Here is a 16235-nt window from a genome sequence, read left to right as displayed (position 1 = left end):
AACGCAGGTTCCGGTGCTCGCGGACCGCTGATAGGCTCGGCGAAAAGAACTGGCGATCCGATGGCCTCCAAGACCACCCTCAATGCGAAGAACCTCGAAGCGCTGGGCGCCGAGCGCCTGGCGCAATTGCTGATCGAGGTCAGCACCGGCAACGCGGCTGCCAAGCGCAAGCTGCGGCTGGCGCTGGCCGGGGCCCAGAGCCCGAGGGAGGCCGCGCGGGAGATCACCAAGCGGCTGACCAGCATCGCCCGCGCCCGCAGCTTCATCACCTGGAAGAACCGCAAGGCGCTCGTCACGGATCTCGAAACCCAGCGGCGCGCCATCGTCGAGCAGATCGCGCCGGCCGATCCGGACGAGGCGCTGGTGCTCATGTGGCGGTTCATGGCGCTCGCCACGCCGGTGTTCGAGCGCTGCGACGACTCCAGCGGCACCGTCATCGGCATCTTCCACCAGGCCTGCGCCGATCTGGGTCAGCTCGCCGAGAAGGTCCGGCCTGATCCGCATGCGCTCGCCGGCACTGTCCTCGATGCGCTGCAGGACAACGGCTATGGCCAGTATGACGGCCTGATCGGCATCATGGCGCAAGCGCTCGGCGACGAGGGGTTGGCGGCCCTGAAATCGATGGCCGAAGAACTCGGTCGCTCGCCTGTGCCGGTGCCGCCGAAGGACCAATGGAAAGCGGTGGGCTGGGGCCCGGGCGGCACCACCTACGAGCACGAGATGCGGGCGCGCGAGCGCGCTAGCACGGTCGCCATGGCGCTCAAGGACATCGCCGACGCGCAGGGCGACGTCGACGGCTTCATCGCCCAGTACGATCCGAAGACGCGCAAGGTGCCGCAGATCGCGGCCGAGATCGCGCAGCGCCTGCTCGCGGCCGGCAGGGCCGGCGAGGCGCTGGGGTTCCTCGAGCGCGCGGAGCTCGGCGACAGCTTGCGGGTTCCGCTGGCCTGGCAGGACGTTCGCCTTCAGACGCTGGAGGCGCTGGGTCGCGGCGAGGAGGCGCAGGCGTTCCGGTGGGACTGCTTCGAGCGCACGCTCTCCGACAGTTACCTGCGGGCGTATCTCAAGCGGCTTCCCGACTTCGACGACATCGAGGCCGAGGAGCGGGCGATGGCGCACGCCATGGCCTATCCGAGCCTTCTTCACGCCCTGCAGTTCTTCCTCGACTGGCCGGCTCTGGATCGCGCCGCAGACCTCCTGGTGGCCCGGCACGACGAGATCGACGGCGACCACTACGAGTATCTCGCCCCCGCGGCGGAGGCCCTGTCAGAACGTCATCCGCTGGCTGCGACGCTGGTGCTCCGCGCGATGATCGACTTCACGCTCATCCGATCGCGGGCGAAGCGGTATCGCTATGCCGCCGAGCACCTGGTCGCCTGCGCCCGGCTCGCGCGCGACATCCCGGACTTCGGAACGTTCGAGACGCACGACGCCTACGTCGCCCGGCTGAAGGAGGAGCACGGCAGGAAGTTCGGCTTCTGGTCGCTCACCGCCGCCTGATGGTCGTGCTACCGGAAAATCAGGTCTCGGCCCGTTGGAAGCATTATGGAAGCACGAGGCGGAAAAACGCTGCGCAATCCTGACAGATCGCGCGAAGCCGGGCCGCGTCTCCGGGATCGCCAAGTGGCGGAAATTCCGCAAGAATTCGCGGTTCCGAGTGATTGTTCATGGTTCGTTCGGCACGACTCATAACCTGAAGGTCACAGGTTCAAATCCTGTCCCCGCAACCACTTCTACCGAACCGACTGACAGCTTCTGGCCTGCCTCCGGCTGGGCAAGCCCGATCAATGCCGTGATCGCGCCGTCGAGCGTGATCCGGGCGTTTCCACCATTACTCTCAATCGTTGCAGACTGGATCAGCGAGCGAATCGCTTCAATCGCCATGGGCCGGATCTCCGGGTCGGACAAGGTCTGGCTGAGCTGCTCCACCTTGCGGCGATACATGGCGCTGAGATTGGGATGCAGCCGGACCGAAGTGGGCGGCGGCGCGGCCAGCTCCGCATCGAGATCGGCGCGTCTTGCCTCCAGTTCTTCAAGCCTGTCCTTCAATCCGGGCGTTCTGATGCCGTCCGCAATAGCATCGTAGAGGCCGTTCAGGCGCCGGACCAACTCCGTTCGCTCCTGTTCGAGTCGGCCACGCGAGGCACTCTCCTGAGCTCGTCCAGCGTTCACAGCCATACCGTAGTTGGTAATGAAGCGGGCGACCGCATCCGGCTGCATGAGGCGCTCCCGCAGCAGGGTCAGAACGACCTCCTCGAGTTCGACGCGTCGGTATCCCCGTGTCTGATCGCAGGTGCCGAGCTTGCGGGCCGCCGAGCAGGCCAGATAGTCTTTCCCGACTGCCGCGAAGCCGCTGCCACAAGACCCGCAGCGGAGCAGCCCCGTGAGCAGGTGAATGCTCCGCTTCTTCTCCCAGAAGCGAGTGGCCTTGATCGCCTGCACCCGCGGGCTGGCAGTGATCTCTCCTTGCCGCACCTTCACCCGCTGCCAGAGGTCCTCGTCGATGATCCGCAGTGCCGGCACGTCGGTGGTGATCCAGTCCTCCGGCGGGTTCTGTCGCGAGATGCGCCGTCCAGTCCCGGGATCCTTCACATAGCGCAGCCGATTCCAGACCAGTCGGCCGACATAGAGTTCGTTGTTGATCAATCCGCTGCCGCGAGCCCGATGGCCCCGGATCGCGGTATCACGCCAGGCCATGCCGCGCGGCCCAGGGATGGACTCGGCGTTCAGGCGACGCGCGATCAGCTTGGGCGAGAGACCGTCGGCAAATTCCCGGAAGATGCGACGGATGATGGCCGCATGATCCTCGTTGATGGTGCGTTCACCCGTGACCAGTTCGCCGTCAGGGCCGAGGCGCCGGACCACGTCGTAGCCGTAGCTGTTCCCGCCACCGGACTTGCCAGCCTCGACCCGGCCACGCAGTCCGCGCCGGGTCTTCGCCGCCAGATCCTTCCGCAATTATGACGCTCCACCTCTTCCCGAAACGTCCTTAACAGGTCGACATATCTCGACAATAGTGGACACTAGGGCCCCTCAGCCGAGCGCGCGCCGATAGGCGGCATGGGCGCTCGGATCGATCCGCAGCAGGCGGCCGCCGGGGCCGATCCGCATGGCCTCCAGGAGGCCAGCAGCGATCGCCCGGCGCACGGTCTTCTCGGAACATTGATCGAGGGTCGCCACCTCCTTGACGGTGAGGAGCGCGCGGGCGCGATCAGGTGTCTTGCGGGGCATCGGCATTGGCGGGCTCCGTGAAATTGTCAGCACCCGCCGCGGCCTCGCGCGCTGTCTGTTCGGCGAGCAGTGCGATCAGTCGATCAAGCGCTGCGTCCACTTGGCGCAGCGCCGTGGTATCGGCTGAAACAGGCGCAGGTGCGGGCATGTGTGCCATGCCCGGACCATCTCAAAACTGGCGCCGTGGGGTGAAAGGTTATCAATCACCGAAAGTTGGAGGTATCGAGAACATGTCCGGCCCGTTTTGACTGCGGCGGAAGTTGTCAATGTCTTTCTTCAGGGTGCCTCTGGCAATCGTGGTCGGTGGGCTGGTCAGCATTGGCACGACCTGATCGATGAACTCGATCAGTGGGCCTTGGAGCCCATTGCCTGACTCCTCTTCAGGACGGGTCGTGTAGCTGACCTTCCGACTGGCATCCTGCCACGCGTAACAGCAGGTCTCGACGATATATTGTCGGCGCTTGTCGCGGGTCTTCCGCTTGTTTGTTGGAGACATGTCAGCTGCCGATCCCGGTTGCGCCAGCATCTGCTCGGCCACCACGCCGAGTTGCGTGTTTGCCGCCACGGCCGCCGTCAACTGCTCTTTGAGGTCGCCGAGCATCCTTCTGTCGCCCGTTTCCGCAGCGAACTGTTCGGAAAGCAGCATGACGCGGTCGACTAACTGTCCCAGCTTGCGCGAAGCGTGCCGGGCTTCTGCCCGGACTGTTTGGAGTGTGGCCTCGGCCCGATCGATGGCGACGGACCTCCGGACCTCCACAAGGTTGATGGCCCCATCTTCATCCAGGCAAAATCCAAGCTGGTTTGAAAATCGAACGAGCACATCGCGCGGCAGTCCGGACCGCTGTGCAAGCTGATCGATCTGTTCCAGGCTCAGTGCGCCACGCTCATCGTAGTTGCCTACCCGCCAGCCATACCCGTCGACCACCTCCATATGGGGGTAGATCGCGTAATCGGCGCGGGGTGAGGGCGGCGTCTTCGGTTTCTTTTCCATGAACTGCCCTTGCTCTCGGGTGCGAGCCCCCGTTTTGGTCCGGCCGGCCTCTTGAGGGTATTGATCCACGCAAGTTCGGGCAATCAGGAACCTTGGGCACTGCTGACGCACGCCGTCATCATCCTCCGCAAGCCGGCAGCGGTCCGGCCGCCCGCGGCACGGTTTATACCGACGCTCCTCCGTGACGGGGCCACCTGAAAAGAGCGATGGTCACCGTTTGCGGAGTTCCGGGCCACCAATACTCCGACACGATCCGGGGACTACCCCACCCCGCGCCGAACCGACTCCTTCTGGGCCGGCGCAGAAACACGACAATGAAACCCACCGGCGGGTGCTGGCGTCATCGGGACGCAAAGAATGACCGGGGACCGCGCAAGCTGCAATGGCTGGCGCGGGGCGGGAGAAAAGCCCGCGGGGAAGCGGCTGGCCATCGACAAACGGCATCGTGTGGATACGGATCAGACGAAGGGCCTTCCCCTGCAGGACGGGGGGAAGGAGCGGGGGCCGGATATTGTCTCGTTCCCGGAGTGAAGCATGCTCTGCTGGCTCCAGATGCAGGTCAATCCACGCCCCTGCGAAGGGGGGCGACGTGCATCAGCAGGGTGACGAGCGGGTCGTCGTTGTCGTTTCGATCCACGCCCCGACGAGGGCGGCGACGCGTCACCTCATCCGCCAGCACTTGCAGATCCGGTTTTCGATCCACGCAGCGCCTGTCCGGCTGGTGGCTTCGGGTCCACTCGAGCGACCAGGTGGTCGCGGTCAATTTTGCGGATGACAGCGGCCTCGATATTGATGCAGACGAGGCTCGCCTGCGCAGGCCGGGTGAGGAAGCCTGTCTTTTCTGGACGGCTATGGGCCCTGTCACCAGCGCCCCTAAACACCCCGCCGACGCACAGATTGACCTTGAGGTATCTACGGTCTCCGATGGGGCTGCGTTCGAGATCCCGGCTGCGGATAAAGCCCGGCAATCCGATCCCGACAGCGATGGGCTGCGATCCTAGCCGCGGATCCGTGTGACTTTATCGGCATCCCTGGCAGATTTTCGATCTACACCCTGAAGAACAGAGTTGGGCCCTATTTCCCGAATACCGCCGGATTCTCTTGGCTGCGCCATTGGCGGTCCACCTATCCATGTTCGTGACTGTGTCCGCACTCCCGTCGGGCCTGAGGCGGGCGTCTGCCGACGAGCGTCGTCCGTCCCGGGCCGTTCTGCCGGGAGGATCGGCAGCGTTTCTGGCGTGCGCGGTGGATGGTGCCATTTGGGCGGACGCTCCCTTGACGATGTTCATCGTCGGCACCGGGGATGGGCGCCCCGAGCCGCGGACACAGCGTTGAGCGGCTCTTACCTGAAATCCCGGGTCTTCACCCTGATCGCGTCGAGATGCAGGTCCGGGATGTAGATATCGCGGGTGCGCAGACCCTTCGACGGCGTGCGCGCATCGACGAGGGCAGAGCCCCTGCGGACCTCGTCACCCCTGCCGTGGGAAAGCGGGAAGGCTGCCTGTCGGTCGCCGATGCTGGCCAGTTCCCGCGACAGGTCCGTGATCCTGTGGGCGACCAGGTGAACGACCTCGCCCTCGCGCTGCACCCGGCCCTTCACTGCGATCATGCCGGCGGAGAGCACGATGCGGCGGTGCCGCTCGAACACCTTCGGCCAGACGACGAGGTTGGCGATGCCGGTCTCGTCCTCGAGGGTGATGAACATGACGCCCTTCGCCGAGCCGGGCCGCTGGCGGACGAGGACGATGCCGGCGGCTTCCAGCCAGCGGCCGTCGCGCGTGTCCATGGCGTCCCTGCAGGTGACGATGCGCCGACGTCGCAGGTCCTCACGCAGGAAGGCGACCGGGTGCTCGCGCAGCGAAAGGCCGGTGCGGCTGTAATCCTCGACCACCTCGCGCCCGGGGAGCATGGGGCGCAGCGGGATGGCAGGCTCGTCGGCTTCCGCGACCGACGCGCCCTCGCGCTCCGCAGCGGCGGCGAACAGCGGCAGTTCCGCGTCGCGCAGACCCTTGATGGCCCAGAGCGCCTCGCGTCTTGCAAGACAGAGATTCGGGCGGAAGCCGTCGGCCTCCGCGATCCGGGTCAGCGCAGCGACCGGCACCCCGGCCCGGCGCCAGAGATCGTCGACCGAGGCGAAGGGGTGATCGGCGCGGGCCGTGACGATCGCGGCGGCATGGGCGTTGGCGAGGCCCTTCACCATCCGCAGGCCGAGGCGGACGGCGAAGCGGCTGTCGTCACCGGTGGGCTCCAGCGTGCAGTCCCAGCGGCTGGCGTTGACGCAGACGGGACGGACCTCGACGCCGTGGTCGCGGGCATCGCGGACGATTTGCGCTGGAGCGTAGAAGCCCATCGGCTGCGAGTTCAGCAGCGCCGCGCAGAAGACGTCGGGGTGCCAGCATTTCAGCCAGGCGCTGGCATAGGCGATCAGCGCAAAGCTCGCGGCATGGCTTTCCGGGAAGCCGTAGCTGCCGAAGCCCTCCAGCTGCCGGAAGGTGCGCTCGGCGAAGTCCGCTGCATAGCCGCGGGCGACCATGCCGGAGATCAGCTTGCCCTTGAACGCCGAGACCCCGCCGGTGAACTTGAAGGTCGCCATGGACTTCCTCAGCAGGTCCGCCTCGCCCGGCGTGAAGCCCGCGCATTCGATCGCGACCCGCATCGCTTGTTCCTGGAACAGCGGCACGCCCAGCGTCTTGCCGAGCACCTTCTCCAGCTCGGGGGTGGGATATTCGACCGGCTCCAGCCCGGCCCGCCGGCGCAGATAGGGATGCACCATGTCGCCCTGGATTGGCCCGGGCCGGACGATGGCGACCTGCACCACGAGGTCGTAATAGGTCCTTGGCTTGAGACGCGGCAGCATCGACATCTGCGCCCGGCTCTCGATCTGGAAGGTGCCGAGCGTATCGGCGCGGCGGATCATCGCGTAGGTGCGGGGGTCCTCGGCCGGGATCGTGGCGAGATCGAGGCTGATCCCCTTGTTCTCGGCCAGCAGATCGAGGCCCTTGGCCATGCAGGTCAACATGCCGAGCGCCAGCACATCGACCTTCATGAAGCGCAGCGCGTCGATGTCATCCTTGTCCCATTCGATGATCTGGCGATCCTCCATCGCCGCTGGCTCGATCGGCACCAGATCGTCGAGCCGGTCATGGGTCAGTACGAACCCGCCCGGATGCTGGCTGAGGTGCCGGGGTGCGCCGCGCAGCTGGGCGACCAGTTCCATGGTGAGACGGATACGGCGGTCGGCGGGATCGAGGTTCAGCTCGGCGATCTGGGTGTCGGTGACGCCCTCCTCGGACCAAGCCCAAAGCTGCGAGGAAAGCGCCCGGATCAGGTCCTCGGGCAGGCCCATGGCCTTGCCGACATCGCGCAGCGCGCCTTTCGCGCGGTAGCGGATCACCGTCGCGCAGAGGGCGGCGCGATCGCGGCCGTAGTGGTCGTAGACCCACTGGATGACCTCCTCGCGCCGCTCATGCTCGAAGTCCACGTCGATATCGGGCGGCTCGTGGCGTTCCTCGGAGACGAAGCGTTCGAACAGCAGGTCGTTGCGGCCAGGATCGATCGAGGTGATGCCGAGGACGTAGCAGACCGCCGAGTTCGCGGCCGAGCCGCGCCCCTGGCAGAGGATGCCGCGAGAGCGGGCGAAGCGGACGATGCTGTGGACGGTCAGGAAATAGGGCGCGTAGTCGAGCCGGCCGATCAGCGTCAGCTCGTGGTTCAGGGTGGCGGTGACGTCGTCGGGCACACCCTCGGGATAGCGCTCGCGGGCGCCGGTCCAGGTCAACTGCTCCAGCGTCTGCTGCGGGGTGAGGCTCGGGTCGTCGCGTTCCTCGGGATACTGGTAGGCGAGTTCATCCAGCGAGAAGCGGCAGCGGTCGGCGATCTCCAGCGTGCGGGCCAGCGCCTCGGGGTAGCGCGCGAACAGCCGCGCCATCTCGGCCGGGGGCTTGAGGTAGCGGTCGGCATGGCGCTCGCGGCGCAAGCCAAGTTCCTCCACGGTGACGTTGTGGCGGATGGCGGTGACGACGTCCTGCAGGATGCGCCGGCCCGGCTCGTGATAGAGCACGTCGTTGGTGACGACCGTGGCGACGCCCACCTGCGCCGCAAGGTTCGACAGATCATGCAGCCGCAACTGGTCGTTCGGCCGCCGGCGCAGGGTCAGGGCCAGGTAGGCGCGGTCGCCGAACGCGCCCTGCAGGCGGCGGAGTTGCAGACCGCAGGTATCGTCGGCAAGGTCCGGCACCAGCACCGCGATCTGCCCTTCGCCATAGGCGACCAGATCGTCCCAGCCGAGATCGCACTTGCCCTTGCCCGCGCGCCCCTTGCCGAGCGACAGCAGTCGGCAGAGCCGGGCATATGCCGCGCGGTCGGTCGGATAGACCAGCACCGCCATCCCGCAGGCGAGGTCCAGCCGGCAGCCGACGATCAGCCGCACCCCGGTCGCCTTCGCCGCCTCGTGGGCGCGGACGATGCCGGCCAGCGAGTTCCGGTCCGTGACCGCCAGAGCCTCGATGCCCATCAGGGCGGCGGTGGCGAACAGCTCCTGCGCCGAGGAGGCCCCCCGCAGGAACGAGAACTGCGAGGTCACCTGCAGCTCGGCGTAGCGGTTCATCCGAAAACCCCGTGCAGGAACCAGCGGTGCGAACCGGTGGCGCTGTCCTCGCCGTCGCCCGCCCGGAAGATCCAGTAGCGTTCGCCGGCATCGTCCTCGACGCGGAAGTAGTCGCGCACGGCGATCATCTCGGCGTCGCGCTTCCACCACTCGCCGAAGATCCGCTCCGGCCCGTCGGCGCGGCGCACATGGCGGCGGATGCCGCGCCACGAGAACCAGGCTGGCGGATGGTCGGGCAGCAGCGCCATGGTTTCGATCGGCTCGGACCGGGGCAGCAGCCGGGACGGCCGCGGCCAGTGGCCCGGCCAGCCGGCGCCGGTCTCCTCGGCCAGCGCCGGGATCCGGCGGACAGAGCGCTCGGGGACATCGCTGGCCACGGGGGCGAAGCGGTAGATCGCGTGGGCGCCGACCCGGTTGGCGAGCGTGTCGATGAGGCCTGCGAGATCGGGCGCAGGCTCCTCCAGCAGGCTGCTCGGCGCCTGTTTCGGCAACAACGGTTCGGTGAGGATGGCCGACAACGTCATGATCTCGATGCCGAGGCCGGGGGCGATGGTCTCGATCTTCTCGCAGAGCAGGCGCGTGAGGTGCCGCGGATCGCGGGCCGGCCTTGCCAGTCCGATGCGGACGATCTGCCTGTCGTTGTCGATCCGGTGGCAGATGAGGTCCAGCCGGCGGGCGCCGAGGCCGGATGCCTCCAGCCTCTCGCAAAGCGGCACGACCAGCTTGCCGATATACCGGGCGATGGTCTCCCGCGCGGCGATCGGCTCGGCGAAGCTGCGGCGGATCTCGATCAGCTCGGCGGGCCGGACCGGCGCGATGGGTTCGGCGAGCGCGCCCAGGGCTTGATCCAGCCGGCAGCAGAGCTCCGGCCCGAAACGCCGGGTCAGCGGGGCGCGGGGTTGGCCGATCAGGTCGCCGATGCTGGCAAAGCCGAGATCGCGCAGGCTCGCCGAGATGTTGGGCGAGAGCCGCAGCGCCTCCAGCGGCAACGGCGCCAGCACCGCCTCGGTCGAGCCGGGTGCCGCCAGGCAGGTCGGGCTTGCGGCATGGCGCGCCAGCGCGTGCGCGGCACCCCATGTGTCCGCGACGGCTGCCCTCGCCGAGAGGCCGGACATGACCAGCCGTCCGACCAGCGCCTCCAGCATCGCGGCTTCGCCGCCATGCAGGTGATCGGTGCCGGTCGAGTCGATGACGATGCCGTCCGGCGGGTCCACCGCCACCACCGGGCTGAAGCGCTGCAGCAGCCACAGCGCGAGCCGCTCCAGGCTCGCGGCATCCGCCGCCGGATCGGATGATTCGACGGCCAGTCCCGGCACCAGCGCCTGCGCCGTGCTGACCGGCATGCCCGCGCGCAGCTCCAGCGCCTGCGCCGCCTCATCCACGGCGGTCAGCACTCGCCGGTTGCCGACCCGGCCGGCCAGGACCAGCGGCAGCTCAGCCGGCGGCGCTGCGTCGCCCGCCTGCCGCCGCAGCCGGTCCGTCGGCCAGGTCGGCAGGCAGACCGAGACGACCCGTGCCATCGCATGCCTCCAGTTCGATATCGAGACTTTCCCCCGCTCGCGCCCGGATCAACTCGACGAGCCAGCGCTCACGCCCGAGACCCGGCACCGGCAAGGGGGACGACGGCAGCACCGAGACCCGCCAGCGGGTCATCGCCGCCGTGGGCTGTCCGAAGTCGCTGGCCTCCGCCTGCCGGCGCCAGCGCCGCAGCGCGAGAGCCATGGTGCCGCCTTCCCGCGCCGCCAGGTGCAGCCGCCGTGAGGCCGCCATCGGCAGCTTCGGCACTTCGCCGACGACGGCGCCAAGCCCGCCATGGCGCAACCCTTCCTCCATGCAGACGAGCACCGCCTTGTCGTCGCCCGCCTCGACATGAATGACCCGGTCGGAGAGAAGCCCGGCTTGCTCGAGTCCCGGCGCGAACAGATCCGGATGTACGACGCACCAGAGCACCGGGCCGGTCAGACGGGCGGCGATTCCGGCCGCGAAACAGGCTGCGACCGCGCCGTCGAGCGCGCCATGGCCGCCCCCGGCGATCTCGTGCAGGCAGCCGAGCGCAAGCCCCCCGCCCGGTAGCCTGCGGTCGAGTGGCGGAATACCGAAGGGCAGCACCCCGCCCGCCGGGCCGCCCTCGCCCTGGATCCGGGCGATCCGGGCGCGCAGCGCAGCGATGGTGGGACTGTTGACCTCGGCAGGCATAAGGTGGCGGGCTCGACTTCGATGTGGAGGTGGTTCTCTCTTTGTTCTTGCGTTTAGTGAGAGTCAATGCCAAGAAGGGAGCCGCGCCCCAGTTCGTTGTGGTGGTCGCCTCGTTGTAGTCGGTGTCGACAGACGCATGTGCGTGGCGCGGGCGTAGCGCACACGATCTGGACCAAGGAGTTTTGTTCGCGCAAACAGGCCGGACACCTGGTGGCAAACGATCTGGTCAGAACTTTGCTACCATCCTGAAGTGCAGGGGGCCGTCCACATTTGTAATCTGTATAATCTCACCACGAACCAGCAGGCGATCCGGGACCTGGTCAGGATCACCCGAGACAGCATCGGTAATCTCGAGCCAAGCATTGACGTCTACCCGGACCGTCCTGCGCCCGTCATCCGCAACACCGAAAACGGTCCCGAGCTCGCAAGGCTGACCTGGGGTATGCCCACGCCGCCGCAGTTCCTGAAGGCGCCCGGCGCGCCCGACACCGGCGTCACCAACATCCGCAACACCTCAAGCCCTCACTGGCGCCGATGGCTCGGAGTCGAGAGCCGCTGCGTCGTGCCTGCCACGGCCTTCTCGGAATATGGCCAGCAGCCCGATCCCGTCACCAGGCGCAAGCCGCTCCACTGGTTCGCGCTCGACGAGACCCAGCCGGTGTTCTTCTTTGCAGGCATCTGGACAACGTGGCATGGCACACGCGGATCGAACCGGACGCCGCGCGAGGGGCGGCATGAGTTGTTCGCGTTCCTCACCACGGAGCCGAACGGGGTGGTCGAGCCCATACACCCGAAGGCCATGCCGGTCATCTTGACCACGCAGGACGAGGTGGAGATATGGCTCAGCGCCGATTGGAGCGATGCGAAGCTGCTGCAGCGTCCTTTGCCCGACGCTCTCCTGAGCGAGGTTGCGCGATAAGTTTGGCGCGACGGTGATGCACCGGCTGGTGGCGGAACGATTCTTAAAGGTCAAGAGTGGGCGGGGAGCGGAAGTTCGCTACAGACGCGCGGACTTTAGCAGGTTGATGACGAAGTCGATGTTGGTGGATACGCCGCGCACCCGGAATTCGCGCAGTGCCCGGTCCATCCGGCGGATCGCCGCGTCGGGCGACTGCGCCCAGGCCGTGACCTTGACCAGCAGCGAATCGTAGAACCGCGTGATGACCGCGCCGGAATAGGCGGTGCCGCCGTCCAGCCGGATGCCGTTGCCGGTGGCGCTGCGGTATGCGGTGATGCGGCCGTAGTCGGGGATGGAGTTGTTCTGCGGGTCCTCGGTCGTGACCCGGCACTGAATGGCGTGGCCGCGCAGGGTCACGGCGTCTTGCGTGGCCGCCCCCGTCGCCTCGGCCAGCGCCGCCCCTTCGGCGATGCGGATCTGGGCCTGCACGATGTCGATGCCGGTGACTTCCTCGGTGACGGTGTGTTCCACCTGGACCCGCGGGTTCACCTCGATGAAATAGAACGCCTGCGAGTCCATATCCATCAGGAACTCGACCGTGCCGGCATTGCGGTAGCCGACGGCGTTGCCGATCCTCAGCGCCAGGGCGCAGACCTCGGCCCGCTGGGCGTCGGTCAGGTAGGGGGCGGGCGCGCGTTCCACGACCTTCTGGTTGCGGCGCTGCACGGTGCAGTCGCGCTCATACAGGTGGTAAAGCCCGCCTTGGCCGTCACCCAGTAACTGCACCTCGACGTGGCGGGCGCGCTGGATCATCTTTTCCAGATAGCCCTCGCCGTTGCCGAAGGCGGCCTCGGCCTCGCGCCGCCCCTCGCGCACCTTCTCGGGCAGTTCGGCGGCCGACAGGATGGGCCGCATTCCCCGGCCTCCACCGCCCCAACTGGCCTTCAGCATCAGCGGATAGCCGATTTCCTCGGCGGCCCGCGCCACCTCGGCCATGTCGTCGCCCAGCACCTCGGTCGCGGGGATCACCGGCACGCCGGCCTCGATGGCGACCCGCCGGGCTGATGCCTTGTCGCCCAAGGCCCGCATGGTTTCCGCGGTCGGCCCGATGAAGGCGATGCCGGCGGCGGTGCAGGCGTCCACGAACTCGGGGTTCTCGCTCAGCAGCCCGTAGCCCGGATGGATCGCGTCTGCGCCCGAGGCGCGGGCCACCCGGATGATCTCGGGGATCGAGAGGTACGCCGCGACCGGCCCCAGTCCCTCGCCGATCCGGTAGGCCTCATCCGCCTTGAAGCGGTGGAGGCCCAGCTTGTCCTCCTCGGCGTAGATCGCAACCGTCCGCTTCCCAAGCTCGTTCGCGGCCCGCAGCACGCGGATCGCAATCTCGCCACGGTTCGCGACAAGGATCTTCTGGAACATCGGCGGCCTCCCCTGTGGCTGGCGCAATTCATTGCACGAGCAAATCAGTTCATTGGACGGTGGAGCCTGCGATGGCCCGCCCCAGGCGAAACTCTCGCCCCCATCGCCTGCAACGCGCACTGCCGGCCCGCGACCCGGACGCTTTGCGACGCCCGGGGGCCCACTTCAAAGGCCGCCCCGTTTCGCGAGGCGACCATGGTCGTTTGCGGCTGGCCTTGGCCTCAGTCGCGCATCACTCGATACTGGCGCCCGAGACGCCGACGATCTCGCGGTAGCGGTCGATCTCGCTGCGGAAGAAGGCGCCGACCTCTTCGGGGGATTGCGGATCGCGCAGGATCGCCCCCATTTCCAGCAGCCGGTCGCGCACCTCGGGGTCTGTCAGCACGGCGGTGATCTCGTCGTGCAGCTTGCCGATGACCGGCTCGGGCGTACCCTTCGGGGCGACGATGGCGTACCAGGCCGACGCTTGCATGGCCGGCAGCCCCGCTTCCTCCATCGTCGGCACATCGGGCAGCGCCGGCAGCCGTTCGGATGCGGCGACGGCAAGCGCACGAAGCTCGCCCCCTTTCACCATGGTCAGCGAGCCCGTATCCAGCATCAGGTCGACATGCCCGGCAATTAGGTCGGTCACGGCAGGGCCGCTTCCCTGGTAGGGCACATGCTCCATCTGTGCTCCGGTCAGATGGGACAGCATCGATCCGGCCAGGTGCTGCGACGACCCGACGCCACCCGAAGCGTAGTTCAGTTGCCCGGGATTGGCCTTGGCGTGCTCGACCAGTTCAAGCGCGGTGGTGAAGGGCGAGGTCTTGGGAACCTCCAGCAGGTTCGGGATCGACGCGACGAAGGCAATCGGCGCGAAGTCCTCTACGGGATCGAAGCCCAGCGTGCTGTAAAGATGCGGGTTCGCGGCGTTGGTAGAGCTGGTGGCCATCAGCAGCGTGTAGCCGTCGGCCTCTTCGCGCACGAAGCTGGCCGTACCGATATTCCCGCCAGCGCCGGGACGGTTGTCGACGATGATCGTCTGGCCGACACGCTCGCCCAGCTTTTGCGCAATGATCCGCGCGAGCGAGTCGGTGGCGCCGCCGGGCGGCCACGGCACGACCAGCGTCATCGACTTGTCAGGGTATTCGGCCTGCGCAGCCATCGGCATCGCCGCAGCGAAGGCCAGCGCCAGTGCGGCCGTAAAGCGTCCGAGCATGGATCGCATGGTGGTTTCCTCCCGATTGAACAGATAGCGGATCAGGGGCGAAGCGGCACGCTCGCAGCCACCGCGGCCTCGACCCAGGACTCGTCATAGGTGCCGTTCTTGATTGCGCCAAGCGTGTCGGCTTCGTCCGCGAGCTTGCTGCGGGCGGCGGCCGCGACGGCCGCGGCATCGTCGGGTCGCACGAAGACCACCCCGTCCTCGTCCCCCAGCACGAAATCGCCCGGAAATACCGGCTGCCCGTCGATCACGATCGGGCAGCCGACCTCTCCCGGGCCGTTCTTGTAGGGCCCGCGGTGCGTCACGCCGCGCGCGTAGCAGGGGAACCCCGCATCCCGGAACGCAGCGACGTCGCGGACCGAGCCGTCTATGACGAACCCTGCGGCGCCCCGGTCCCGTGCCACGGCCATGATGATCTCGCCGATCAGCGCGCGCTCGGTGCAGCCGCCGCCATCGACAACGATGACAGAACCCGGCGTCACCCGGCGCAGCGCATCATGGATGAAGAGGTTGTCCCCGGCGCGCACCCGGACCGTCAGCGCGCGGCCGACCATCGGGGCGTCGCCATGTCGCGGCGCCAGCGCGGCGGTGCCCGACAGGCGGCCCATGCAATCGCTGATCACAGATGTCGGCAGCCCTTCGAACATCGTTGCCGGGTCGGTTGGGGCGCCGTCGTATGTCATGTCATCTCTCGTGAATTGGATTGCAACGAAGATGACTTCGATCCATCCATTCCAAAAGCGATATTTTTCGAACGCAGGAGGTGATTTTTTCGACATGCCGACGTTCAGGCAAATGGAGGCCTTCCTGTGGGCGACGCGGCTGAAAAGCTTCGCCGAGGCGTCGCGGCACCTGAACGTGACGCAGTCCACCTTGTCCAAGCGCATCTCCGAATTCGAAGCCGCCGTAGGTGGGACGCTGTTCACCCGATCAGGCCACGGCGCGGTGCCGACAGTCCTAGGAGAGGACATCCGCGACCTGGTGGAACAGATGCTGGATCTTCGCGAGGCGCTGCGGGCGCGGACTGAAGAGGGACGCCCGCCCAAGGGCAAGGTCGCGTTCGGCGTGACCGAGCTTGGCGCAAGCCTGTGGTTGCCCAGGTGGGTTGCCCACATGCGCGCACAGTTTCCCGAGGTCGAGCTGGAGCCCTGCGTTGATGTCTCTGCACCGCTGCTTGCGGGCTTTCGCGCGGGACGGATCGCGATGGCCGTGCTGCCGCTTGCCCCCGCGGAAGAGGGGCTGACGGTGACGAAAGTGGCGCAGATGGACTTTGCGCTCATGGCCAGCCCCATGCTCGATCCGCCAGCGCGGCTGGACCGAGAGGCGCTTGAGCAATGGCCGATTCTCGCCCAGTCCGGCGGCTCCGGGTTGACGGTCCGCTTCGACGCCTGGGCCCTGGCCCACGGGCTGACGCTGCGCCGCAGCCTTGCCAGCAACAGCCTAGTGGCGATCAGCGAGCTGGTGCTGGCCGGGCTGGGCGCCGCGTTCTTGCCGCTGGAACCGTATCGCGCCCATCTCACCGACGGCAGGTTGCATCGCATCGATGGGCCCGTGCCCTGGCCGAGCCTGCCCTATTACCTCATCTCGCGCCATGGAGCCCCGTCCCGCGCAAGCGAGGCGCTGCGGCAAACGATTGTCGGCAGCCTAACAGGCCGCTGAAATAGTCGGCTCTCGACGTAGTTTGCAGAAC

General features: G+C 67.3%; 12 protein-coding genes and 1 pseudogene. 3 read left to right on the top strand and 10 right to left on the bottom strand.

The genetic code is table 11. The annotated features are described in order from the left end of the window. Positions 1 to 60: 60 nt before the first annotated feature. Positions 61 to 1500, top strand: coding sequence for a DUF6880 family protein (locus ELI80_RS14865; protein ID WP_136653098.1), 1440 nt, complete (start codon positions 61 to 63; stop codon positions 1498 to 1500). Positions 1501 to 1686: 186 nt separating this feature from the next. On the opposite strand, the gene ELI80_RS14860 is transcribed toward ELI80_RS14865, so the two are convergent. The 7 genes from ELI80_RS14860 to ELI80_RS14835 form a co-directional block, all read right to left on the bottom strand. After that, positions 1687 to 2958: a recombinase family protein gene (locus ELI80_RS14860; protein WP_136653097.1), complete on the bottom strand. Its 1272-nt coding sequence runs from the start codon at positions 2956 to 2958 to the stop codon at positions 1687 to 1689. A 75-nt stretch (positions 2959 to 3033) separates the two neighbouring features. Next, positions 3034 to 3237: a helix-turn-helix domain-containing protein gene (locus ELI80_RS14855; RefSeq protein WP_136651096.1), complete on the bottom strand. Its 204-nt coding sequence runs from the start codon at positions 3235 to 3237 to the stop codon at positions 3034 to 3036. Continuing rightward, on the bottom strand, positions 3212 to 3388 hold the full coding sequence (locus tag ELI80_RS16120) for a hypothetical protein (RefSeq protein ID WP_161596489.1): 177 nt from the start codon (positions 3386 to 3388) through the stop codon (positions 3212 to 3214). Before ELI80_RS16120 ends, ELI80_RS14855 begins: the two co-directional genes overlap by 26 nt. A gap of 42 nt (positions 3389 to 3430) precedes the next feature. Then, positions 3431 to 4222, bottom strand: a complete 792-nt coding sequence (locus ELI80_RS14850; protein WP_136653096.1) for a hypothetical protein — start codon at positions 4220 to 4222, stop codon at positions 3431 to 3433. A gap of 1342 nt (positions 4223 to 5564) precedes the next feature. Further along, complete coding sequence (locus ELI80_RS14845; protein ID WP_136653095.1) at positions 5565 to 8828, bottom strand: error-prone DNA polymerase; 3264 nt, start codon at positions 8826 to 8828, stop codon at positions 5565 to 5567. Then, on the bottom strand, positions 8825 to 10348 hold the full coding sequence (locus ELI80_RS14840; RefSeq protein ID WP_136653094.1) for a Y-family DNA polymerase: 1524 nt from the start codon (positions 10346 to 10348) through the stop codon (positions 8825 to 8827). The genes ELI80_RS14845 and ELI80_RS14840 overlap by 4 nt, the downstream gene beginning before the upstream one ends. Next, complete coding sequence (locus ELI80_RS14835) at positions 10263 to 11024, bottom strand: ImuA family protein (protein WP_136653093.1); 762 nt, start codon at positions 11022 to 11024, stop codon at positions 10263 to 10265. The genes ELI80_RS14840 and ELI80_RS14835 overlap by 86 nt, the downstream gene beginning before the upstream one ends. A 250-nt stretch (positions 11025 to 11274) precedes the next feature. Here ELI80_RS14835 and ELI80_RS14830 point away from each other — a divergent pair, with 250 nt between their 5' ends. Next, a complete protein-coding gene (locus ELI80_RS14830) occupies positions 11275 to 11943 on the top strand; it encodes an SOS response-associated peptidase (protein ID WP_236641542.1) in 669 nt (222 codons plus the stop codon). A 93-nt stretch (positions 11944 to 12036) separates the two neighbouring features. On the opposite strand, the pseudogene ELI80_RS14825 reads toward ELI80_RS14830, so the two are convergent. The 3 genes and pseudogenes from ELI80_RS14825 to ELI80_RS14815 all read right to left on the bottom strand — a co-directional run. After that, positions 12037 to 13341, bottom strand: a pseudogene (locus ELI80_RS14825) (ATP-binding protein); the annotation flags it as partial. Positions 13342 to 13573: 232 nt separating this feature from the next. Continuing rightward, a complete protein-coding gene (locus ELI80_RS14820; protein WP_136653092.1) occupies positions 13574 to 14548 on the bottom strand; it encodes a Bug family tripartite tricarboxylate transporter substrate binding protein in 975 nt (324 codons plus the stop codon). Positions 14549 to 14580: 32 nt separating this feature from the next. Continuing rightward, on the bottom strand, positions 14581 to 15324 hold the full coding sequence (locus ELI80_RS14815) for an RraA family protein (RefSeq protein WP_201740668.1): 744 nt from the start codon (positions 15322 to 15324) through the stop codon (positions 14581 to 14583). Between ELI80_RS14815 and ELI80_RS14810 the strand changes: the two genes are divergently transcribed. Then, positions 15323 to 16204, top strand: a complete 882-nt coding sequence (locus ELI80_RS14810) for a LysR family transcriptional regulator (RefSeq protein WP_161596488.1) — start codon at positions 15323 to 15325, stop codon at positions 16202 to 16204. The two genes, ELI80_RS14815 and ELI80_RS14810, sit on opposite strands and share 2 nt — an antisense overlap. Positions 16205 to 16235: the final 31 nt, after the last annotated feature.

The sequence above is a fragment of the Paracoccus aeridis genome (assembly GCF_004923205.2).
In the GTDB taxonomy this organism is placed as follows: domain Bacteria; phylum Pseudomonadota; class Alphaproteobacteria; order Rhodobacterales; family Rhodobacteraceae; genus Paracoccus; species Paracoccus aeridis.
The sequence above is the reverse complement of the archived record's forward strand: the minus strand, read 5'-3'. Positions and strand labels throughout refer to the sequence as shown.